This window comes from Veillonella orientalis (assembly GCF_018406505.1).
Classification (GTDB): Bacteria; Bacillota; Negativicutes; order Veillonellales; family Veillonellaceae; genus Veillonella; species Veillonella nakazawae.
Genome location: NZ_AP022322.1, coordinates 1,605,504 through 1,628,390, shown reverse-complemented (window position 1 = coordinate 1,628,390; position 22,887 = coordinate 1,605,504). Strand labels below are relative to the sequence as shown.

Sequence of the window (22,887 nt, the reverse complement as noted above, 5' to 3'; positions counted from 1 at the left end):
GGAGGAGCTAAATAAATGTCTCGTTTATTTGAACAATACAACTCTGAAATTAAAAAGAGTTTGCAAGAAAAATTCCAATACGGCAACGTTATGGAAATCCCTAAATTGGAAAAAATCGTTATCAACATCGGCGTTGGTGATGCAGTAGGCAATGCAAAAGCATTGGAAGCAGCAGTTAATGATTTGACTATCATCGCTGGTCAAAAACCTGTAATCACAAAAGCTAAAAAATCCATTGCGAACTTCAAAGTTCGTGAAGGTATGGCGTTGGGTACTAAAGTTACTCTTCGTGGCGAACGCATGTATGAATTCCTCGACAAATTGATCAATGCGGCATTACCTCGTGTACGTGACTTCCGCGGTATCAGCGCAACAGCATTTGATGGCCGTGGTAACTACGCTTTGGGTCTTAAAGAACAGCTCATCTTCCCTGAGATCGAATATGATCAAGTAGAACGTGTTACTGGTATGGATATCATTGTAGTAACAACTGCTAAAACAGATGAAGAAGCTCGTGAATTGTTGACTCAATTCGGTATGCCTTTTGAAAAATAATAGGAGGAACATATAGATGGCTAAAAAATCTATGATTGAACGCGAAAAGAAACGCGCTAAAATCGTTGAAAAATATGCAGCTAAACGTGCAGCGTTAAAAGCAGCAGGTGATTATGAAGGCTTGTCCAAATTACCAGCAAATGCATCCCCAACACGCTTACACAACCGTTGCAACTTAACTGGTCGTCCTCACGGCTATATGCGCAAATTCGGTATCAGCCGTATTGCGTTCCGTGAATTGGCGTACAAAGGACAAATTCCTGGTGTTAAAAAAGCCAGCTGGTAATATTAGACGAGAGGAGGTTTTTAGATTATGGTAATGACCGATCCTATCGCGGATATGCTTACGCGCATCCGTAATGCAAATGCTGCACTTCATGAAACGGTAAACATTCCTGCATCTAGAATGAAAGCAGCTGTTCTTGACATCCTTTTACAAGAAGGTTTCGTAAAGAACGTAGAAAAAGAAGAAAACACTTTAAAAGTAACTTTGAAATATGGTTCCAATAACGAAAAAGTTATTACAGGAATTAAACGTATTTCCAAACCTGGTTTACGTGTTTACGCGAAAAAGGAAGAACTTCCTCGTGTACTTGGTGGTTTGGGTATCGCAGTTATTTCCACATCCAAAGGCGTTATGAGCGACAAACAAGCTCGTAAAGAAGGTCTTGGTGGCGAAGTAATCGCATACGTTTGGTAATAGTAGCAATAGGAGGTAGAAATAATGTCACGTATCGGTAGAATGCCTATCGAGATCCCTGCAGGCGTTACTGTTACATATGATAACCATCATATGAACGTAAAAGGTCCTAAAGGTGAATTATCTCGCGATTTGCATCCAGATATGAATATCACTGTTGAAGGTAACACAATTACAGTAGCTCGTCCTTCCGACAATAAAGCTCATCGTTCCCTTCACGGTTTGACTCGCGCTCTTGTTGCTAATATGGTAACAGGCGTATCTGAAGGATTCACAAAAACTCTTGAAATCAACGGTGTTGGTTACAGAGCGGCTAAACAAGGCAATAAATTAGCTCTTACACTTGGCTTCTCTCATCCAGTAGAAATGGAAGCTCCAGCTGGTATTACAATTGAAGTTCCAGCTCCTAACAAAATCGTTGTTTCTGGTGCAGACAAAGAAGTTGTAGGCGCAGTAGCAGCTGATATCCGTAAATGGAGAAAACCAGAACCTTACAAAGGTAAAGGTATCCGCTATGAAGGCGAAGTTGTTCGTCGTAAAGCTGGTAAAGCTGGTGCAAAAGGTAAATAGTAATATCATCTATATGAATGAAAGGAGTGAATATCTTGCCTCGTAAATCTAGTAGAAACATCGCTCGAGCAAAACGTCATCTTCGTATTCGCCGTCACATCTCTGGTACGGCAACTTGCCCACGTTTGAACGTATTCCGTTCTTTAGGCAACATCTATGCTCAAGTTATCGATGACGTAGCAGGTACAACTTTGGTTGCTGCTAGCTCTTTAGATAAAGATTTGAACTTATCCTATGGTGGTAACGTAGCTGCTGCTAAAGCTGTTGGTGAAGCAGTTGCTAAAAAAGCTATCGCTAAAGGTATTGACACAGTAGTGTTTGACCGTGGTGGTTACATTTACCACGGCCGCGTAGCAGCCCTTGCAGAAGGTGCTCGTGAAGCAGGCTTAAAATTCTAAGAAGGAGGAACTATAGACATGGCGAGAATTGACTACACCAGTCTTGATCTTAAAGAAAGAGTAGTATTCATCAACCGCGTAGCCAAAGTAGTTAAAGGCGGTCGTCGTTTTTCCTTCAGCGCTCTTGTAGTTGTTGGTGATGGCAACGGTTATGTAGGCGTTGGCTTAGGTAAAGCAGCGGAAGTACCAGAAGCAATTCGCAAAGGTATTGATGATGCTAAGAAAAATATTGTAAACGTAGCAGTTAAAAATGGTACAATCCCTCACAGCGTAACAGGCGTATTCGGCGCAGGCCGCGTATTCTTGAAACCAGCTGCTGAAGGTACTGGCGTTATCGCTGGTGGCCCTGTTCGTGCCGTATTGGAATTAGTAGGTGTTCGTAACATCTTGACTAAATCTTTGGGCTCTTCTAACCCTAACAATATGGTTCGCGCTACTATCGAAGGTTTGAAAGATTTGAAACGCGCAAGCGAAGTTGCAGAACTTCGTGGTAAAACCGTTGAAGAAATTTATAACGCGTAATAAGGAGACAAGAAATGGCACAAGTTAAAGTAACATTAACAAGAAGCTTAATCGGTCGTCCTGAAGATCAACGCGCGACAGTTAAAGCTTTGGGCTTGAAAAAAACTAATTCTCAAGTTGTAAAAGAAGTAACACCTCAAATCGAAGGTATGCTTCACAAAGTTAGACATTTAGTAAAAGTTGAAGAAGTTTAATACTGATAAGGAGGTGCACTGAATGAAACTTCATGAATTACAACCAGCTGCTGGTTCCCAAAAAGCTCGTACTCGTGTAGGCCGTGGTTTAGGTTCTGGCTTGGGTAAAACATCTGGTCGTGGTCAAAAAGGTCAAAACTCCCGTTCTGGCGGTGGCGTTCGCTCCGGTTTTGAAGGCGGCCAAATGCCTCTTTATCGTCGTTTACCAAAACGTGGTTTCAACAACGTTTTTGCTAAACAATATGCTGAAGTTAACGTAGAACAATTGAACCGTTTTGAAGACGGTGCAACAGTTGATCCAGTAGCTCTTATTGAAGCTGGCATTTTGAAAAATGTACGCGATGGCATTCGTATTTTAGGTAACGGTACATTGGAAACTAAAAACTTAACTGTTATCGCTAATGGCTTCACTAAATCTGCTGAAGAAAAAATTACAGCAGCAGGCGGAAAAGTAGAGGTGATCTAGGGTGCTAGATAGCCTCTCGAACATCTTTAAGATTACCGAACTACGTAATAAGATTCTTTACACATTAATGATGTTTGCCATCTTTAGAGCTGGTATTCACATTCCTGTTCCAGGTGTTGATGCATCTGTTATCGAATCCTTGTTTACATCTGGTAACCTATTCGGTCTATTAGACTTGTTTGCTGGTGGTGCGCTTAGTAAGTTCTCTATCTTTGCGATGAGTATTACACCTTACATCAATGCTTCCATCATCATGCAACTGCTTCAGTCTGTAGTTCCTCAGTTTGAAGCATGGAGTAAAGATGGTGAAGACGGGCGTAAGAAAATAGCGAAGGTAACTCGTTATGGCACCGTAGTCCTCGGCTTTGTACAAGCCGCAGGCATGGCATTTGCTCTTAGAGCAAACAACGCTTTGGTAAATAATGATTTCCTTAGTGTATTCGTTGTGGCCATCATTCTAACAGCAGGCACATGCTTGTTGATGTGGATTGGTGAACAAATCACAGCATATGGTATAGGTAATGGTATTTCCTTGATCATCTTTGCTGGTATCGTAGCTCGATTACCTGATGGTTTAGAAACTATTTATCAATATATCCAAAACGGAACAATCAATATGTTCCAAGCATTCTTATTTGCTGTAATTGCTCTTGCGATGATTGCTGTCGTAGTTGCAGTTACACAAGGCCAACGTCGCATTCCGATTCAATATGCTAAACGCGTAGTAGGTCGTAAAATGTACGGTGGTCACTCTACATTCTTGCCGTTGAAAGTTAATCAGGCAGGTGTAATCCCAATTATCTTTGCGTCATCTGTATTGATGTTCCCTGTGACGATTGCGCAATTTATTGACAATGAATATGTTCATAAAGCTGCGGATCTATTTACATGGGGTACGCCGTTACAAACGGCATTGTATGCATTATTGATTTTTATCTTTACGTATTTCTATACTGCAATCTCTATCAACATTACAGATATGGCAGATAATATGAAAAAATACGGTGGTTTTATCCCAGGTATTCGTGCGGGTAAACCAACTGCTGATTATGTGGATAACGTGATGACCAAGATCACTTTGGCTGGCGCTGTATTCTTAGCTGTCGTTGCTATTATACCGAATTTCCTCGGTAGCATTACCGGCGTCCAAGGCGTATACTTTGGTGGTACGGCTCTCCTCATCGTTGTAGGTGTAGCGCTTGATACAATGCAACAAATTGAGTCGCTCATGGTAACACGCCACTATAAAGGCTTTGTGAAATAGGAGGGAAACAATATGTATATTCTATTAATGGGACCTCCTGGTGCTGGTAAAGGCACTCAGGCAGCTCGACTTATTGAAAAATACGGTATTCCCCAAATTTCAACAGGTGATATGTTCCGCGCTGCGATTAAGAACGAAACACCTCTTGGAGTTGAGGCTAAGAAATACATCGATGCTGGTCAATTGGTACCAGACAGTGTAACTGTTGGTATCGTACGTGATCGCTTGGTGAAAGATGACTGCAAATCTGGATTTATTCTTGATGGATTCCCAAGAACTACAGCGCAAGCTGTATCCTTGGATGCAATCCTTAAAGAATTAGGAATTTCTTTGGACGCTGTACTTAACTTAAACGTTCCTTCCGAGGAATTAGTTAAACGTATTAGCGAACGAGCTGTTCTAGAAAATCGTGCTGATGATAACCCTGAAACAGTACAGAAACGTCTAGCTGTGTACGAAGAATCTACTAAACCTTTAATTGACTACTATCGCAATAGCGGTTTATATGAAGAAATTAATGGTTTACAAGATGTAGACGCAGTATTTGCTGACATCATTAAGGCTTTGGAGAAATAATCCATGATTATTTTGAAATCGCCCCATGAAATTGAATGTATCCGCAAGGCAAGTAAGCTTACAGCAGACACGTTGTCCTTGTTAGTAGAAAAGGCTAAACCTGGCATCACGACGCTTGAGTTAGATACAATTGCCGAAGAATATATTCGCAGCCACGGTGGTATACCAAGTTGTAAAGGGTACTATGGATTCCCTGCTACAATCTGTGCTTCTATCAATGATGAAGTTGTTCATGGTATTCCGAGCGCTAAGCGTAAGCTTAAAAACGGTGATGTCCTCAGTATTGATCTTGTATCATCTATTGATGGATATCACGGCGATTCGGCTGTGACGATTCCTATCGGTCACGTCAAACCTGATGTGATGAAATTGTTAAAAGTGACAGAAGAAAGTCTGTTCAAGGGAATTGAACAAGTGAAAGTTGGCAACCGTATCGGTGCTATCGGTCATGCTGTTCAAACGTATTGTGAGAAACATGGTTACGGTGTCGTTCGCGACTTCGTAGGTCATGGTTTAGGCCGCGAAATGCATGAAGATCCGCAAATACCAAACTATGGTAGTCCTGATCAAGGACCTCTTATGAAACCTGGTATGGTATTGTGTATCGAACCGATGATTACTCTAGGTACGCATCGTGTTCGTGTATTAGGGGATGACTGGACAGCAGTTACCATAGATGGTAAAGCTGCTGCTCATTTCGAACATACAGTGGTTGTTACAGAAAACGGCCCTGAAATATTAACCATGCGTGATGAACCGCGGTTAATTAAATAAAACAGGTAACCGGAGGAAAAGATATGTCAAAAGAAGACGTTATTGAGGTGGAAGGTACGGTAGTTGAGGCTTTACCGAATGCCATGTTCCAAGTTGAATTGGAAAATGGTCATATCGTATTGGCTCATGTGTCAGGTAAAATGCGTATGAATTTTATCCGTATTCTTCCTGGTGATAAAGTTACTATGGAACTGACACCGTATGACTTAAATCGTGGTCGCATCACCTATCGCTTTAAATAAGCATAGGGTCCACAAAGGAGGTACTAATGAAGGTTCAACCATCAGTTAAAAAGATATGCGAAAAATGTAAAATCATTAAACGCAAAGGCCGTGTAATGGTTATTTGCGAAAATCCAAAACATAAACAAAAACAAGGATAATCTGATAGGAGGTGGATGATTAGATGGCACGTATCGCCGGTGTAGATTTACCTCGTGATAAACGAGTGGAAATTGGTTTAACTTATATTTATGGTATTGGTCCAACTTTAGCATCTGAAATCATTGCTAAAACTGGCATCAATCCTGACACACGTGTTCGTGATCTTTCTGAAGATGAAGTAGCGAAAATCCGTGAATTGTTAGATGCTGATTACAAAGTTGAAGGTGACCTTCGTCGTGAAGAAGCTCTTAACATTAAACGCTTAATTGAAATCAACTCCTATCGAGGCAAACGTCATCGTATGGGTTTACCACTTCGTGGTCAACGTACTAAAACGAATGCACGTACTCGCAAAGGTCCTAGAAAAGCAATTGCTGGTAAAAAGAAATAAGATAAAGGAGGGATAAAGCGTGGCTAAAAAAGTTGTTAGAACTAAAAGAAAAGAAAAGAAACATATTGAATCCGGTGCGGCTCATATTCGTTCTACATTCAATAACACTATCGTAACTTTGACAGATACAAACGGTAATGCGTTGTCTTGGGCTTCCGCTGGTGGCTTGGGCTTCCGTGGTTCCCGTAAATCCACTCCATTCGCTGCTCAAATGGCTGCTGAACAAGCTGCTAAAGCTGCAATGGAACATGGTCTTCGCACTGTTGAAGTATTCGTAAAAGGTCCTGGATCCGGCCGTGAAGCTGCAATCCGTGCTTTACAAGCTGCAGGTCTTGAAGTTACTTCCATTAAAGACGTAACTCCAATTCCTCACAATGGTTGTCGCCCTCCAAAACGCCGTCGTGTATAATTTATAGCGGCCGATTTGATACGGTGCTATAATTAAACTATGAACGTGTGTTGTATAGGAGGATGTTCCTGATGAGCGAAGAAAAGAAACTTAAAATCGAGAAAGTGGACATCGCCGAAGGCGGTCGCTATGGTAAGTTTGTATGTGAACCATTAGACCGTGGCTATGGTATCACTCTCGGTAATAGCTTACGCAGAATTTTGCTTTCATCCTTGGATGGGGCAGCTATCACCTCTATCAAAATTGATGGAGTTCTTCATGAGTTCTCTACTATTCCTGGTATTCGCGAAGACGTTACGGATATCATCCTTAACTTAAAGCAATTGTGCATTAAAGTTGAAGAAGATGTTCAATTACCTTTGGAAGTTCATTTTGACTTCCAAAAGGACGGCGTATTGACAGCTGCTGACTTAGCTGAGCAATTCCCACCAGAAGTAGAAGTATTGAATCCTGAACTAGTGATTGCGACAATGGATGAGACAGCTCATCTCGTAATGGACGTAGTAATCGAACGTGGCAAAGGTTACGTTCCTTCCACGAAGAATAAAAAAGATACAGATGTAATCGGTTGTATTCCAATCGATTCCATCTTCTCTCCAATTCTTCGTGCCAAATACGAAGTGAGTGATGTTCGTGTAGGCAATGAAATGGACTTTGACAAACTTACATTAGAAGTTTGGACTGATGGTTCCATTACTGCTGCTGATGCAGTAGCAAAATCTGCTGCCATTATGATTGGTTATTTAGGGAACTTCACTAAATTAGCGCACTCTGCAGATGTTGTAGATGTAAACACAGGTGAAGGCGGTATCGTTGTTGATCCAGTAGGTTCCGATAATGAAGAACCGGCTGTAGATGACGGCCCAGCAAAGATTTCCATCGATGAGTTGGAACTCTCTGTTCGTGCGTATAACTGCTTGAAACGTGCTGGCATTAATACAATTGCAGATTTGCTAGACAAAACCATTGATGACTTAGGAAAAGTTCGCAATTTAGGTAAAAAATCCATCGATGAAATTGAGGAAAAACTCAACAATCATCCAGGTGGTTTTCACCTTAAACAAAAAGGCGAATAAGGAGGAAGACGAATGTACAGAAAATTAGGCCGCGACAGCTCCGCTCGTAAAGCGTTGTTCCGTAGCATGTTAACATCTTTCTTCCAATATGAGCGTATTGAAACTACAGAAGCTAAAGCGAAAGAACTTCGCTCTTTAGCTGATCAAATGGTAACTTTGGCTAAACGTGGTGATCTTCATGCACGTCGCCAAGTTCTTGCATACCTCATGGATGAAAGCGTAGTAAAAAAATTGTTTGATACAATTGCTCCAAAATATGCAGACCGTCAAGGTGGTTACACTCGTGTAATCAAAACTGGTCTTCGCAAAGGTGACGCTGCACCTTTGGCTATTATCGAGTTAGTTTAATCAAACTCATACGGTGTTGTAACTTATGTTGCAGCACCGTTTTTTTATTGTCAATTTTATGGTACAATCGATTAGTATAATATCGTAATATGTTAGCAGTTATCGTAATATTGAATATGTATTGTTAACCGTAAAGGGGTTTACTTTCATAGAAACGAAATTGACTAGAAAGATATGAGGTTATCCATGAATGAAAAGGACATTATGATTGAGGTCAATCATATGAGTCATATTTATACTGATGAAAATGGCAATGATGTACATGCACTAAATGATGTGAGTTTATCCATCAAGCGTGGTGAGTTTGTTTGTATTATCGGTACTAATGGTAGTGGTAAAAGTACACTAGCCAAGCATTTCAACGTGTTATTACAACCTAGTGAAGGTTATATCAATGTATGTGGCTATGATACGCGTGATGAAGAACATATTTGGGATATACGCCAACATGTAGGTATGGTGTTCCAAAATCCGGATAACCAAATAGTGGCAGCTGTCGTAGAAGAAGATGTTGCCTTTGGTCCAGAAAATCTTGGAATTCCTAGTGCTGAAATTAGAAAACGTGTCGATGCAGCATTAGAGGCTGTTAATATGACTGAATATAGAGAGCATGGTCCTCATTTGTTGTCTGGTGGTCAAAAGCAACGTATTGCTATTGCTGGCGTACTTGCCATGAAACCTGATTGTATCGTTCTTGACGAACCAACGGCTATGCTCGATCCAAAAGGTCGTCGTGAGGTATTAGAGACAGTTCATAAACTCAATAAAGAAGAAGGTATCACTATCGTGTACATTACACACTTTATGGAGGAAGCTGTCACAGCTGATCGTGTGGTAGTTATGAAAAATGGTGTGAAATTACATGATGGCACTCCTCGTGAAATCTTCAGTCATGTAGATACCTTAAAAGGTCTTGGCCTTGATGTTCCAGTTGCATCTGAAATTGCTTTTAAATTAAATGAAAAAGGTTATGAGGTCGGTAAAAGTATCATCAATAATGAAGAATTAGCTGTAGGTCTTAAACATTCTAAATTAGCTGACCAACTACTAGATAATCATAATGTAGGGGCTAACACTATAAGTTCTCCTACCAATAAAGATGTAAATGTGGTAAGAGGGGAGGGCACACACTAATGGCGATTGTATTAGATAATATTACTTATACCTATGGTGTAGGTACTCCATTTGAAAAGACAGCCCTTCACGGTGTATCTCTTACTGTTGAAAACGGTGAGTTTTTAGGCATCATTGGTCATACCGGCTCTGGTAAATCTACCTTTGTACAACATTTAAATGGCTTATTACACCCTACAACAGGAACGGTTACCGTTAATGGCGTAGATATTAGTGCTTCTACGGAGGAAGCTAAAAAGATGCGCCATAAGGTAGGCATGGTGTTCCAATATCCAGAACATCAGTTGTTTGAAGAAACTATTGCTGAAGATATTGCCTTTGGCCCTAAAAACTTAGGCCTCAGTGCTGATGAAGTAGATGAACGGGTACGGGAGGCAATGAAATTTGTAGGTCTTGATTACGACACCTACGCGGAGCGTTCTCCATTCCATCTATCTGGTGGACAAATGCGCCGTGTTGCCATTGCTGGTGTAGTGGCTATGGATCCAGATTTCCTAGTTCTTGATGAGCCATCTGCAGGCCTTGACCCATTTGGTCGTGAAGAAATCTTTGAAGAAATCATTCGACTTCATAAAGAAAAGGGCATTACTGTAATCCTTGTATCACATAACATGGAGGATATTTCTCGCATGGCATCTCGCCTCGTGGTACTCGATAAAGGTCGTATCGTTCTCGATGGAGAACCGATGGATATCTTTAATCATCACCGTGATGAATTGCAAGCTGTTGGTGTAGACGTACCACCAGTATCTGTAACCATGGAATATTTGCGTGAACAAGGATTAGATGTATCTAATCGTGTATTATCCGTGGATGATGCAGTACAAGCCATTCTAGAAGGAGGTAGCCATGTTAAATAACATTACTATTGGGCAATACTTCCCAGGAAACTCCTTCTTGCATCGCATGGATCCTCGTGCCAAGATTATTGCTACAACTATCTTTGTGGTAGCTATCTTCCTAGCAAATTCTCCTCTTGCGTATGGCTTGGTAGGGGCATTTACCATCTTTGCTATGCTGTTATCAAGATTGCCATTACGCTTGATGTGGTCAGCTATTAAACCACTTTGGATTATTATTGTATTTACTATGGGTATTCATATCTTTACGACCCCAGGTAATTCACTTTTCCAATGGGGCATTATTAATATTACAGATCAAGGCTTAGCTATGGGTCTACAAATGGCGGCACGATTAATCTTTTTAATCTTGTTCTCATCCCTATTGACCTATACGACATCACCAATTCGTTTGACCGATGGTATTGAGCATTTGCTAAACCCATTCCGTTGTATTGGCGTACCTGCTCATGAATTGGCTATGATGATGACCATTGCATTGCGTTTCATTCCTACTTTATTGGATGAAACAGATCGTATTATGAAAGCTCAATCTGCTCGTGGTGCAGACTTTGTAACAGGGTCTATCATTCAACGGGCAAAAAATATGGTACCTTTATTGGTTCCTTTATTCATCAGTGCATTTAGACGTGCTGATGAACTGGCTATTGCTATGGAAGCGCGTTGCTATCGAGGTGGTGTAAACCGTACGCGCATGAAAGAACTACAAGTTACCTATGTAGATTATATCGGCGTAGGAGCTGTCATTTTGGTTACCATCGTACTCATCGTTTTATGGTGGCTTGATCTATGAGGAATATACGGATTATAGTTGCTTATGATGGCACCGATTTAGCGGGCTATCAAAAACAGCCTGATGATAAGGGCTTAACCGTACAAGGTTGTTTAGAATATGGCTTATCAAAAATCTGTAATGAGCCTATTCAAATCTACGGTGCTTCTCGTACGGATGCAGGAGTACATGCGAAGTTTCAAGTCTGTACATTCCAAACATCTGGATCTATACCGGTAGAAAATATTCCTCGCGCTATGATTGCGCATATCCCAAAGGATATAGTCGTTCTTGAAGCCGTGGAAATTCCTCTTGATTGGAGGCCTCGATGGAATATATATGGTAAGGAATATGTATATACCATTCATAATCAGCTCATTGCAAATCCTTTAACAAAACGATACCATTGGCATGTTAAGAAGCCTCTTAATATAGACCTCATGCAAGCTGCAGGCAATGAATTATTAGGCACCCATGACTTTACAACCTTAAAGGGGACGAATTCAACGCCCGCTGATCCGGTAAAAACAATTATAGGAATTCATGTAGAGGCAGAAGGCTCTCATGTTACCATTTCTGTAGTGGGAGATGGGTTCTTATACCACATGGTTCGCAATATTGCAGGGCTTCTCGTCGATGTAGGCCTTGGAAGACGCAAGGTGGAGGATATTAAGGGCTATTTGGCTGCTAAAGATCGTCGTGTTATAGGCAAAACGGCGCCAGCCCAAGGGTTATGTTTAGAGGAGATATTCTTTACGGAAGAACGTCAGCAAGAGGTGTTACAGAATAAATATTCTATATAATTTTGTATAGACTGCATTCTCCTAGAATTTATTTAAAACGATAACTATTAATACTAAAAGGATACTACTTAGCATGTAGTATCCTTTTTTCTTATAATTTTTAGTTATAATGCCTTAATTTATACCTATTATTATGTGAAATGATACATTGTAAACCCAATATATACATGATACAATGACGATATGGACAGGTTCGTACTATAAAACATTAACATAGTAAGGTAGACTCTTGTCAGCAGTGTAATTTTTATCCTAAGGAGGGTGAATCTCTTGCAAAAACGTAAAGATTTTATCTGGAAAATGGGCGGCCAACAAGGTGAAGGTATCGAGAGTTGTGGCGAAATTATGGCGACAATCCTCGCTAAAGAAGGTTATTCCTTGTATAGCCAACGTTTATTTGCATCTCGTATCAAAGGTGGTCATACTACATTCGCATTGCGCGTTGCATTAGAACAAGTTATGTCTATTGGTGAAGGCGTAGACTTCTTGCTTTCTCTTGATCAAGAAACAGTTGATATGCATGGTTCTGAAGTTCGTGAGGGCGGTTACATCATCTGTGACAGCAAAGTAAATCCTGACTTCTCTAAATTTGAAGGTACAAAGGTTAATTGCTTGTCCTTGCCAATCTCTGAAACTGCAATGAAACAAGGTTCCTTGTTGATGCGTAATATCGTAGCACTTGGTATGTCTGTTGCACTTCTTGGTTTCGATACTAAGATGTTTAAAGATGCGATTGCTGCTAAATTTGCGAAAAAATCCCAAGAAATCGTGGATAAAAACTTAGCTGCCTTTGACGACGGTCATGGCCTTGTAATGGAAAAATTGGGTGATGTGGAAATCGATACATTGCCAGCTCCTGGTAAGAAAGATCAAATGTTCTTATTAGGTAATGAAGCATGTGCTTTAGGTGCTATTGCTGCGGGTTCTCGTTTCATGGCATCTTATCCTATTACTCCAGCATCTGAAGTAATGGAATATATGATTAAAAATATGGATAAATTGGGTGCTACTATCGTTCAAACAGAGGACGAAATCGCAGCATGCATGACAGCTATGGGTGGCGTATACGCAGGTGTTCGTGGCTTCACATGTACTTCTGGCCCTGGTCTTTCCTTGATGGCTGAATCCTTATCCATGGCTTCCATGGCTGAATTACCAATGGTTGTTATCGATGTTCAACGTTCTGGCCCATCTACAGGTATGGCTACAAAGGTTGAACAATCCGATATTGATGCGGCTTGCTATAATGCACATGGCGATTACTCTGGTATCGTTATTTCTCCAACATCTATTGAAGAATGCTTCTATGAAATTCAAAAAGCTTTCAACTTGGCAGAAATGTACCAATGTCCAGTTATCTTCATGCCTGATTTACAACAAGGTTTGAATAAACAATCCGTTCCTTCCTTCGATTTGAACCGTGTACCTATTAACCGCGGTAAAATGATGAAAGAAGCTGACCTTCCTGCATTGGAACAACCTAATTACTTCAAACGCTTTGAATTGACTGAAGATGGTATTTCTCCTCGTACAATTCCTGGTATGAAAAATGGTCTATTCCTTTCCACTGGTTTAGAACATAATGAAGAAGGTAAACCAGCAGAAGCGCCTACAATGCACGTAGCGCAAACTGATAAACGTTTCCGCAAATTGGAAACTGTAGCTGATAACTACGAACCATTCTTGAATAACGCTAAATACGACGAAGCAGATGTACTTGTTGTAGGTATGGCTTCTAGCCGTGGCGCTATCGAAGAAGCTGTTGCTGAATTCGATCAAGAAGGTGTTAAAGTTAACCACTTGCAATTGCGCTTGATTAAACCATTCCCAGCAAAACAATTACAACCATTCATGGATGCTGCGAAAAAAGTGGTTATCGTTGAGCACAATGCAACAGGTCAATTGACTAACTTATTTAAAATCAACATGCATAAGAAATCTAAAATTTCCAGCTGCTTGAAATACGATGGTAATCCATTCACAAAAAGTTATGTGAAAAATGCGATTAAGGAGGTCCTATAATATGACAACAGCTAAAGATTACAGAAACGATATTCGTCCTAACTGGTGTCCAGGCTGTGGCCATTATGGGGTTCAAGCAGCGATTACTGACGCTGTAGTAGCGAAAAATATTCCACCAGAAAAATTAGCAGTAATTTCCGGTATCGGTTGCTCTAGCCGTATCGGTGGTTATTTCTACGCATATGGTGCTCATACAACTCATGGTCGTGCGCTTCCTTACGCACAAGGCGTTAAACTTGCTAACCAAGACTTAGAAGTTATCGCTTGCTCTGGTGATGGTGATGCGTTCGCTATCGGTATGGGTCATACTATTCATGCTTTCAAACGTAATGTAAATATGACATACGTCGTAATGGATAACCATGTATATGGTTTGACTAAAGGTCAAGCATCCCCTCGTTCCGATATCGGTTTTGTTACAAAAACAACACCTCGTGGGGCATTCGAATCTCCATTGTCTGTTTGTGAAACTGCAATTGCTGCAGGTGCTACATTCGTAGCACAAGGTTACATGATTAATCGTGCACAACTTGTAGAGTTGATTCAAAAAGCAATGGATCATGAAGGTTTCTCCTTCATCAACGTTTTCAGCCCATGTGTTACATACAATAAACACAACAGCTATGACTGGTTCAAAGAACATTTGGTAGAATTGCCAGAAGGTTATGACCCAACAGATCGTGCAGCAGCACTTAAAACATTGGGTGAAACTGATGGCTTGGTAACAGGTGTTATCTATCAAGATACTACTAAACCTTCCTTCGAAAAAGCTCTGGCAGCAGCAAATGGTGGTCCACATCCTCGTCCATTAACTGAAGATGTTGTAAAACCAGATCAAGCGCTATTCGATAGCCTTTGCAATCAATTTAAATAATCTTATCTAAATTGAATCATGTATAATCTGAACCCCTCTTTACTGAATGTCTGGTAAAGAGGGGTTTTTACATTATGACATTATGAATAGTATGATTACTTTAGAGTGTTCTGAATGATACGGTTATTTTATAGTGGTATGAATCGTATTATTACTTTACGGAGGTTTTCTTAATTGATATACTAATTTATAATTTAGGATATTTATAATTAAGTAAAAATTGAACGCTTATAAGTATAAGAGGCTATTATTTCAGAATATGAGGCATAATGGAAACGTATAGATGTATTACTTACTATGCGATTCATTAAGGAGAGGGAATGAGTAACGTGTCGAATGAATATAATGAATCATTACTAGAGCCACTTAAGTATTATCGGGAAGAGTTAAAAGACGCCTTCCAACAAGTAACCGAAGAATACTTTCAACAATTAGTAGATCAATCAAAGGTAGATATAGATAACAATAAAGTATTAATAGATAAGTATACTGCTGTATCAGAAAATCGGGACCAATCGAATACATCCTATAAACGATTTGGCCTTATCAAAAAGGTTGATATTGTTATTGGTATAGGTGCCATTATTTATGGTATTTATCAGTTTTCACAAGACCATATTGATATTGTAGCGGTTATTGTTTCTATACTTATATTAGTTCTATGTGTAGGGCTTTACCTATATTGGATTAAGCCTAATAGTAAGAGTCTTGAGGAAAAGCTTAATGATCTAGATGCTACATTAGCTAAAATGCGCCAAGAAGGTTATGAGATGATGGCACCTTTGAATAATCTTTTTCATAGTGAAATGACTAGTGAACTCTTAAAAAAGGCGATTCCCTTTATTCATATGGATTCTAACTTTAATATTGAACGGTACGAACAGCTCGTTAAAGATTATGGATTCTTGGAAAAAGGTAGTGTAAATCATTCCACCTTAGATATTGCTTCTGGTGATATTTTAGGAAACCCCTTTGTTTTTCTGAAGCGCATAATCCACTGGATGGATGATTATACCTATGAGGGAACCTTAGATGTTACCTATACAGAGGAATATGTCGATTCTAATGGGAATCTAAAAACTCGTGATGTTAACGAAACATTACGGGCCGTTATAAGACAACCAGGTCCTTATTATGCGAATAGAGTATCTTTAGTGTATGGTAATCATGCAGCACCTAACTTAACATTCCATAGAAAACCACCTGAAAAAGGATTCTTCAATTTTGGTGGTGCCAAGAGTCGGATAGCCAAAGGCATTGCTAGTCTTAGACAGAAGGGTCAGGATTCATTGGAGAATGGTGGAGGCTTCCAAGCTCTGGCCAATGAAGAGTTTGATGCACAATTTAATGCATTAGATCGCAACAATGAGGTTGAGTTCCGCGTACTATTTACGCCATTAGCACAAAACAACTATAAGGATATTTTTGAAAACTCTCCATATGGAGATGACTTTATATTTAATAAAGAGTGTAAAATTAATGAGATTAAAGCTGACAATTCTCAAAATTGGGACTTTGATACATCACCATCTCAGTATTATGATTTTTCATTCCAAAAGATTAAAGAGAAGTTCATTAATTACAACTGCAGTTACTTTGATCACATGTATTTCTCATTCCTACCAATTTTAGCGATTCCTGTGTATCAACAAATGGCTTCTAATGATTATATTTATGGCAAGTCTTATAATTTCAAATATAATGATTACATTACAGAAATGCTAGCAAATAAAATGGGACTTAATTTATTTGTTCCTCCTGATGCGGCTCAGCGGAATAATGTAAAAACAATTCTTAAGACTAGCCACCATAAAAATGAAGGTGACTCTGAGGTAATTAAGGTAGATGCCTATTCTTATAGGACCATCGAACACGTAGATCAAGTACCTGTACGAGCTGGTAATGGTAGAACCTATTATGTTCCAGTCCGCTGGGACGAGTATGTTCCTGTTACAAAATACGAATTGATAGAGGTTTCAGAAATTAAATCTGCTGGAGAGGATTTTAATCATATTAAAGGTCTAGATCAGTATCAAAAATCTGAAAATAATAGAGATAGGTCTTTTGCATACGATCACTTTATGGCAGGTAAACTATATCGACAAAATCAGTCTCTCGACGATTTATTAAATACTATTTACAAAGAATTTGGAGGTACCCAAAATGGCTAACCAACTCGACGAAATGAATCCGGAAATTATGTCTGAAGGCAGAGATGTGCATGTTATTGCTAAGGTAATCCCTGTTGAAACTAGTGGCTTTGAAAAACTTCTTCCAACGATCCTTATGGCAGTTGGTGTTATCGGTATCGTTTTAGGCATAGTTATAGACAAGTATTTAGTATCTATTATTGGCGCCATTGTATTGATTTATCCATGGTGGCGATTAAAACAAATTAGCTCAGAGTTTAATATGATGGAACAAAGAATTCAAAATGCTGCATCTGAAATTGATAACTATATGGAGCAACGTGTTGTGATTCTTTCTAATGCGGCTAAACTTGTGGAAAAATCTATTGAAGTTGATAAGGATATCCTTGTAGACATTGCTAAGTATAGAAGTGGTAATTTTTCTGAAGAATCTAGAAGTGATGTGAATGCACAACTTAACAAGGCTACAAGAGCCCTCAACGTAGCTATAGAAAATTATCCTGAATTACAAAGCCAAGATACAATTCGTGATGCAATGCAACAAAATTCTTACTTACAAAAAGAAATTACTGCAGCTAGAACGTTGTATAATGATGCTGTAAATACTTGGAATAGAGAAATCTTTGAATTCCCATTTAAAAAGATTGTAGCTGCAAAAGAAGGTAGAACTACTAGAATTCCATTTATTGCAGATCAAGAAACTAAAGAAAAAGCTAAAGGCGTTTTCTTTTAAGGGATAGGCAATTGGACGTTAGTATATAAAGGGCATACTATAAAATCTGACATTAGTATATAAGGGGATACTATGAAGTCTTATGAAAAAGGGATTAGCTTGTCTATCTGGACATTGAGCTGGCCTATATTTATTGAAGTATTCCTACAGCTGTTAGTAGGTAATATAGACCAAGTGATGATGAGCCATTACTCTCCTCAAGCGGTAGCAGCTGTGGCTAATGCCAATCAAATTTTAAATATATTTATTATGCTCATTATTGTTATGAGTACAGCTACGACGATTTTGATTGCCCAGTATTTAGGGGCTCGAAATCAGTCTAAGCTATCTGAGGTATGTACGGTCAGTTTGATGTTGAACTTTTTGTTTTCATCTGTTGCGGCCGTATTCTTTATCACCTGTCATGAATGGATTTTTACATGGCTAGGTATACCTCCCGAAACGATGAGTGATACGTCGATATATACGACCATTGTGGCCGCTGGATTACCGATTCAGGCTATGTATTATGCGCTGGTTGCCGTATTTAGAGGCCATTCATTAACGCGTGTTACTATGTATATCGCGTTAGTTATGAATGTTATCCATATCACAACTAACTATGTATTAATATTTGGTCATGGTCCCATACCAAGCCTTGGTGTACTAGGGGTATCAATTTCTACCTGGTTATCTAAGGTGGTAGGCCTCGTAATTATTGGCTATACCTTTAAGAAGTTGCTTACTTTAGAGGTGAGCTTCAAATTTTTAAAACCATTCCCGTGGCATACGGTTAAGTCTTTACTGAATATCAGTGTTCCCTCTGGTGGTGAAACCTTAAGTTATCAGTTATCTCAGACAACGATTATGAAAATGGTCAATATCCTAGGGCTAGCTGTTATTAATACAAAGGTGTATGTATCAGTTGTTGCCATGCTTTGCTATGTATATACCATAGCATTAGCAAATGCATCTCAAGTTATTGTGGGTTACCTGATGGGGGCTAAACGACAAGCTGAGGTGACAAATCGCGTATGGCATTCTATGTTGTTAGCCATTGCCATTAGTGTAGGACTGGCTACGTTCTTTTATATTACCAGTGATATTGTACTATCCATATTTACTACGGATCCAGAAATCCTATCGTTAGCACATAATGTATTACTGATTGAGATTTTTCTTGAGTTAGGTCGTGCCGTTAATATTGTTATGGTTGGCTGCTTACAAGCAGCAGGGGATATTCGGACGCCGATGCTCGTAGGCATTTTTGGCATGTGGTTATGTGCTGTACCATTGTCCTATCTATTTGGAATTTACTGGGAATGGGGGCTCGTAGGCATTTGGATTGCCATGGCGGTAGATGAAATTTTACGAGGTTTATTATTTGTATATCGCTGGTATAGTGGGAAGTGGAAAAATAGACGCCTCATAGAGGCATAGTCTTATATTTACACGATTTCAATATACTTTTAGTAGTTTGTAGATATAGTTAGCCTTACATTAGAGAGTGTAAGGCTAATTATTTGTGAAAGTAGGTTTATATGAGTAAGACAGTAGGCATTATTGGCTTAGGTCTATTAGGTGGTTCGTTGGCGAAGGCTTTAAAGGCCTATACCGATTATGAGGTGGTAGGGTATGCTCGTCGCCAAGAGGTTTGTGATGCGGCCATTCAGGATGGGGTGGTAAAAGCTGCTTGGACTGAGGTAGAACTATTGATTGAAAATTCAGATATTGTTGTATTTTCATTGCCTCCAGATACAAATGCAAGACTATTTACAGAAATGGCATATCTTTTTAGACCAGGACAAGTGGTGACTGATGTATCTAGTGCAAAGGAAAACTTTGTACGAGCTGTATATGATTCTATTCCGAAAGGGACAATTTTTGTGTCTGTTCATCCTATGGCTGGCTCTGAAAAGGGTGGCTACGAAGTATCTCATAAAAACCTATTTAAAGGTATGGGTTGGATTGTACTAGAGGATAAGGCCTCTGATGTATATAGTGAAGAGGTTGCTCAAGAACTAGCTGAAATGGGACGCGCTGTAGGATCACGTATTGAATTCGTCGATATCTATGCTCACGATGCGTATTTAGCTATGGTGAGTCATATGCCACATTTATTGGCATCCATTTTAACTCAAGTTTCCGGTGGTGATGAACTAGGCGAGTTGCGCATGAAATTATCTGCAGGGGGCTTTAGAGATTGTACACGTGTTGCCGGTGGGTTACCATCTATGTGGCGTGAAATCATTTACGGTAATAGACACAATGTAATTGAAGGTCTTTCACAAATCGAATCCGAAATCAAACGGGTAAAAGAGATACTTTCACAAGAAGATGAAGGTCAAGCTTTAGAATCCTATCTTGAACGAGGAAGAGAAATCCGCGGTAAATTACCATATTTAACAGGACAAATAAAGAATAGCTAATGATAAATAATTATTAGCTAAGGCTATACATTGGTTAGCACTCATAGAGTACTAATAATGAATAATTAACATTCATTTGAGCTTGATGTATATTTATGTAGCTGAAGCAACGTGGTTTATGCAGTATAATGTATATACTAGAGTTCGTAAAGAATATACGTTTAACATATTATTTAGTTAAGGAGATACCATGAGTTTGTTACAAGAAACTTGTGACGCTATTAGAGGTCGCAGTCATGAAATTGAACAACATATAATCGATAATTGGAATGCAGGTTCGTCTGTAGAACAATATGGGCGACTTGTGAACGTGGTGGCTCAATATGGTGCGGCTACAAATCAGGAACAGTTAACGGTTCCAAAACCTTGTATGATTATTGCCTCTGCCGATCATGGCGTGGCCGATATGGGCGTAAGTGCGTACCCAAAGGAAACAACTGTAGGGATGACACAAAACTACCTAATTCCTAAGGGGGCGGGCGCAAATTCCTTAGCTAATTACTGTGGTGCTCAAATGGAAGTCATCGATATGGGCATTGATGCAGACATGAGCTGGGTACCAGGACTCCGTAGTCATAAACTTGGTATGGGCACAAAAAACTTTGTAGAAGAACCGGCCATGACACGTGAACAAGCCATTGAAGGCATTGAAACAGGTATCCGTCTTGTAAAAGAGAAAATCGACGAAGGCTTTAATGTTTTCTTAGTAGGGGAAATGGGCATTTCTAATACTACTGCAAGTGCTCTTATGACTGCTAAATTTGCAGGACTCACTGCAGAGGAAGCTACAGGGCGAGGAACTAATATTTCTGATGAGCGTCTAAAATTAAAGCAACGCATTGTGCATGATGTATTAGAAAAATATAAAAATATTCCGAAAGATGATGCAATCGGAATTTTATCCTCTGTGGGCGGCTTTGAATTTACCTGTATCGTAGGTGTTATTCTAGGTGCTGCAGCGAATAATGCACTTGTTATTATTGATGGTTTTAATACATCCGCTTGTGCATTGGTTGCTAAAACATTAGTTCCACAGGCGATGGATTATGTAATGGCATCTCATTTATCTGCTGAAAAAGCGGCTAAATCTTCTTTAGAAAATTTAGGCCTTGAAGCCTATGTTGATTTAGGGCTATGTCTCGGTGAGGCCTCTGGTGGTTCCATTCAAATGGGAATGCTAGATCTTGCCGTTCATATGTATTTGGCTGTTACAGGAGGTAAGGCATGAGAACTTTTACAATTGAACCATTACATGCACCATCCATGGAAGCATGCCGATTACGTATCGATAATTTAACAAAACCTATTTATAGCCTTGCAACATTAGAGTTAATAGCTGAGCGTTTTGCAGGTATTCTGGCAGATCCTCAACCAAATCATTTACGATATGGCGTACTTGTGGTGGCGTCGGACCACTTGGTAGATGGTCCCCAAAATAGTCAGCATGGTAGTGAAAGTTATGAGGATATCAAGCGTTTCAATGAAGGTAGAACGGCTACGCAGGGGGCCGCATCTAAGTTGAATGCAGCTGTGCACGTTGTAAATATAGGTCTTGAACAAGATACTAGTAATCTAGAATATATTGATCAACAAGTCATTCGTAAAGGATCTCATTTCTTTGGTGTAGAACCTGTTATTTCTCAAGATGAACTTGAGCGAGCTCTAGAGCTTGGCTTTACCTATGCTGATAAATTATATGCTGATGGATTACAAGTGGTGGCGATTGGTAATGTAGGGGAAAGGGCATTCCTTGATTCTCTCGTAACGACTGCAACTATCACAGGATGTGAATTTAGTGATATTCTCGTTCATACTGAATGTGGCCCTACTGTTGAACAGCGAGCGGCTCATATTCATTCCTTTGTAGATCGTTTTAATATCGCTGTTGATGATTGGCCTGCTATGAGTGAAAGCGAGCGCCGTGATGCGGTATTACACTTACTTCAGGTAGCAGGGGGACTAGATATTGCATTCTTAACAGGTTTTATCTTAGGTGCCGCAAGTCACCGTATGGCCGTAGTATTTGATAATGCCGTAACAGGCGCAGCTGTATTGGCTGCAGCTACTATTGAGCCATTAGTTAAGGACTATATATTCCCATCAGCTGCCTATGAGGAACCAATTCATAAGGAACAATGTCGATTCCTTGGAATAAAACCATGTTTACACTACAATTTACAAATTGATGAAGCATTGGGTTCCACAATGGGTCTATCTATTATCGATGCATCTATGCATATGTTAAATGATATGAAAACCTTCGTTGAAGCTGAGGTTAAAGCGGCTGAAGATGGTGCCGGTAAAGGTAGACAAAAGAATAAAGAGTAATCTATATAAAAGAGGGAGTTTTAAATCCCTCTTTTTGTATGTTTTATGCTCAATTATGTAAAATTAACTGAGAATTTCATGGAAAAACCATTGACACTATATGTGTAAATTGATATTATTATAGGGCAGTCAGGACAGACTTAAATTCTTCTTGACGACAGATTGATGATTATGTTA

At 39.5% G+C, this 22,887-nt stretch carries 29 protein-coding genes; all 29 read left to right on the top strand.

Going from position 1 to position 22,887, the window contains the following annotated elements; all coding sequences use genetic code 11:
- The first annotated feature begins 15 nt into the window (after positions 1–15).
- The 29 genes from rplE (at position 16) to VEIS1202513_RS07340 (ending at position 22,710) form a co-directional block, all read left to right on the top strand.
- A complete protein-coding gene (gene rplE / locus VEIS1202513_RS07480) occupies positions 16–555 on the top strand; it encodes a 50S ribosomal protein L5 (protein WP_024065152.1) in 540 nt (179 codons plus the stop codon).
- A gap of 16 nt (positions 556–571) precedes the next feature.
- Complete coding sequence (gene rpsN / locus VEIS1202513_RS07475) at positions 572–841, top strand: 30S ribosomal protein S14 (RefSeq protein ID WP_005377140.1); 270 nt, start codon at positions 572–574, stop codon at positions 839–841.
- Between the two features lie 27 nt (positions 842–868).
- Positions 869–1,255, top strand: a complete 387-nt coding sequence (rpsH, locus tag VEIS1202513_RS07470; RefSeq protein WP_004695128.1) for a 30S ribosomal protein S8 — start codon at positions 869–871, stop codon at positions 1,253–1,255.
- 24 nt (positions 1,256–1,279) lie between these two features.
- Positions 1,280–1,825, top strand: coding sequence for a 50S ribosomal protein L6 (gene rplF / locus VEIS1202513_RS07465; RefSeq protein WP_039968986.1), 546 nt, complete (start codon positions 1,280–1,282; stop codon positions 1,823–1,825).
- A gap of 17 nt (positions 1,826–1,842) precedes the next feature.
- On the top strand, positions 1,843–2,223 hold the full coding sequence (rplR, locus tag VEIS1202513_RS07460) for a 50S ribosomal protein L18 (RefSeq protein WP_050781715.1): 381 nt from the start codon (positions 1,843–1,845) through the stop codon (positions 2,221–2,223).
- A gap of 18 nt (positions 2,224–2,241) precedes the next feature.
- Positions 2,242–2,745, top strand: a complete 504-nt coding sequence (gene rpsE / locus VEIS1202513_RS07455) for a 30S ribosomal protein S5 (RefSeq protein ID WP_213467209.1) — start codon at positions 2,242–2,244, stop codon at positions 2,743–2,745.
- A 14-nt stretch (positions 2,746–2,759) separates the two neighbouring features.
- Positions 2,760–2,939, top strand: coding sequence for a 50S ribosomal protein L30 (rpmD, locus tag VEIS1202513_RS07450; protein ID WP_004695138.1), 180 nt, complete (start codon positions 2,760–2,762; stop codon positions 2,937–2,939).
- A gap of 22 nt (positions 2,940–2,961) precedes the next feature.
- Positions 2,962–3,405: a 50S ribosomal protein L15 gene (rplO, locus tag VEIS1202513_RS07445; protein ID WP_213467208.1), complete on the top strand. Its 444-nt coding sequence runs from the start codon at positions 2,962–2,964 to the stop codon at positions 3,403–3,405.
- A 1-nt stretch (position 3,406) separates the two neighbouring features.
- Positions 3,407–4,669, top strand: coding sequence for a preprotein translocase subunit SecY (gene secY / locus VEIS1202513_RS07440; RefSeq protein WP_060923781.1), 1,263 nt, complete (start codon positions 3,407–3,409; stop codon positions 4,667–4,669).
- 12 nt (positions 4,670–4,681) lie between these two features.
- The gene (locus VEIS1202513_RS07435) at positions 4,682–5,245 is read left to right on the top strand and encodes an adenylate kinase (protein WP_005385513.1); all 564 of its coding nucleotides are present in this window, start codon (positions 4,682–4,684) and stop codon (positions 5,243–5,245) included.
- 3 nt (positions 5,246–5,248) lie between these two features.
- On the top strand, positions 5,249–6,019 hold the full coding sequence (gene map, locus VEIS1202513_RS07430) for a type I methionyl aminopeptidase (protein WP_213467207.1): 771 nt from the start codon (positions 5,249–5,251) through the stop codon (positions 6,017–6,019).
- A gap of 23 nt (positions 6,020–6,042) precedes the next feature.
- On the top strand, positions 6,043–6,261 hold the full coding sequence (gene infA, locus VEIS1202513_RS07425) for a translation initiation factor IF-1 (protein ID WP_004695147.1): 219 nt from the start codon (positions 6,043–6,045) through the stop codon (positions 6,259–6,261).
- Between the two features lie 26 nt (positions 6,262–6,287).
- Positions 6,288–6,401, top strand: coding sequence for a 50S ribosomal protein L36 (gene rpmJ / locus VEIS1202513_RS07420; RefSeq protein WP_004695148.1), 114 nt, complete (start codon positions 6,288–6,290; stop codon positions 6,399–6,401).
- Between the two features lie 23 nt (positions 6,402–6,424).
- Positions 6,425–6,793, top strand: coding sequence for a 30S ribosomal protein S13 (rpsM, locus tag VEIS1202513_RS07415; protein ID WP_004695149.1), 369 nt, complete (start codon positions 6,425–6,427; stop codon positions 6,791–6,793).
- Between the two features lie 19 nt (positions 6,794–6,812).
- Positions 6,813–7,202 (top strand): 30S ribosomal protein S11, encoded by a 390-nt coding sequence (gene rpsK, locus VEIS1202513_RS07410; protein WP_004695151.1) that lies wholly within the window; start codon positions 6,813–6,815, stop codon positions 7,200–7,202.
- 71 nt (positions 7,203–7,273) lie between these two features.
- Complete coding sequence (locus VEIS1202513_RS07405) at positions 7,274–8,278, top strand: DNA-directed RNA polymerase subunit alpha (RefSeq protein ID WP_105084920.1); 1,005 nt, start codon at positions 7,274–7,276, stop codon at positions 8,276–8,278.
- Positions 8,279–8,290: 12 nt separating this feature from the next.
- Positions 8,291–8,626: a 50S ribosomal protein L17 gene (gene rplQ, locus VEIS1202513_RS07400; protein WP_004695155.1), complete on the top strand. Its 336-nt coding sequence runs from the start codon at positions 8,291–8,293 to the stop codon at positions 8,624–8,626.
- Between the two features lie 186 nt (positions 8,627–8,812).
- Positions 8,813–9,760: an energy-coupling factor transporter ATPase gene (locus VEIS1202513_RS07395; protein WP_213467206.1), complete on the top strand. Its 948-nt coding sequence runs from the start codon at positions 8,813–8,815 to the stop codon at positions 9,758–9,760.
- On the top strand, positions 9,760–10,620 hold the full coding sequence (locus tag VEIS1202513_RS07390; RefSeq protein ID WP_213467205.1) for an energy-coupling factor transporter ATPase: 861 nt from the start codon (positions 9,760–9,762) through the stop codon (positions 10,618–10,620). The genes VEIS1202513_RS07395 and VEIS1202513_RS07390 overlap by 1 nt, the downstream gene beginning before the upstream one ends.
- On the top strand, positions 10,610–11,413 hold the full coding sequence (locus tag VEIS1202513_RS07385; protein WP_105084918.1) for an energy-coupling factor transporter transmembrane component T family protein: 804 nt from the start codon (positions 10,610–10,612) through the stop codon (positions 11,411–11,413). The genes VEIS1202513_RS07390 and VEIS1202513_RS07385 overlap by 11 nt, the downstream gene beginning before the upstream one ends.
- A complete protein-coding gene (truA, locus tag VEIS1202513_RS07380; RefSeq protein ID WP_213467204.1) occupies positions 11,410–12,195 on the top strand; it encodes a tRNA pseudouridine(38-40) synthase TruA in 786 nt (261 codons plus the stop codon). Before VEIS1202513_RS07385 ends, truA begins: the two co-directional genes overlap by 4 nt.
- A 270-nt stretch (positions 12,196–12,465) precedes the next feature.
- Complete coding sequence (locus tag VEIS1202513_RS07375) at positions 12,466–14,217, top strand: 2-oxoacid:acceptor oxidoreductase subunit alpha (RefSeq protein ID WP_213467203.1); 1,752 nt, start codon at positions 12,466–12,468, stop codon at positions 14,215–14,217.
- Between the two features lies 1 nt (position 14,218).
- Entirely contained in the window at positions 14,219–15,091 is an 873-nt protein-coding gene (locus VEIS1202513_RS07370) for a 2-oxoacid:ferredoxin oxidoreductase subunit beta (protein WP_105084915.1), read from the top strand.
- Positions 15,092–15,411: 320 nt separating this feature from the next.
- Positions 15,412–17,262 (top strand): MAG1210 family protein, encoded by a 1,851-nt coding sequence (locus VEIS1202513_RS07365; RefSeq protein ID WP_244856228.1) that lies wholly within the window; start codon positions 15,412–15,414, stop codon positions 17,260–17,262.
- On the top strand, positions 17,255–17,974 hold the full coding sequence (locus tag VEIS1202513_RS07360) for a LemA family protein (protein ID WP_024064444.1): 720 nt from the start codon (positions 17,255–17,257) through the stop codon (positions 17,972–17,974). The genes VEIS1202513_RS07365 and VEIS1202513_RS07360 overlap by 8 nt, the downstream gene beginning before the upstream one ends.
- 72 nt (positions 17,975–18,046) lie before the next feature.
- Positions 18,047–19,393, top strand: a complete 1,347-nt coding sequence (locus tag VEIS1202513_RS07355) for an MATE family efflux transporter (protein WP_213467202.1) — start codon at positions 18,047–18,049, stop codon at positions 19,391–19,393.
- A 101-nt stretch (positions 19,394–19,494) separates the two neighbouring features.
- Entirely contained in the window at positions 19,495–20,382 is an 888-nt protein-coding gene (locus VEIS1202513_RS07350) for a prephenate dehydrogenase (protein ID WP_119206348.1), read from the top strand.
- A gap of 190 nt (positions 20,383–20,572) precedes the next feature.
- Complete coding sequence (locus tag VEIS1202513_RS07345; protein WP_119206347.1) at positions 20,573–21,610, top strand: nicotinate-nucleotide--dimethylbenzimidazole phosphoribosyltransferase; 1,038 nt, start codon at positions 20,573–20,575, stop codon at positions 21,608–21,610.
- Complete coding sequence (locus tag VEIS1202513_RS07340; RefSeq protein WP_213467201.1) at positions 21,607–22,710, top strand: nicotinate-nucleotide--dimethylbenzimidazole phosphoribosyltransferase; 1,104 nt, start codon at positions 21,607–21,609, stop codon at positions 22,708–22,710. The genes VEIS1202513_RS07345 and VEIS1202513_RS07340 overlap by 4 nt, the downstream gene beginning before the upstream one ends.
- Positions 22,711–22,887: the final 177 nt, after the last annotated feature.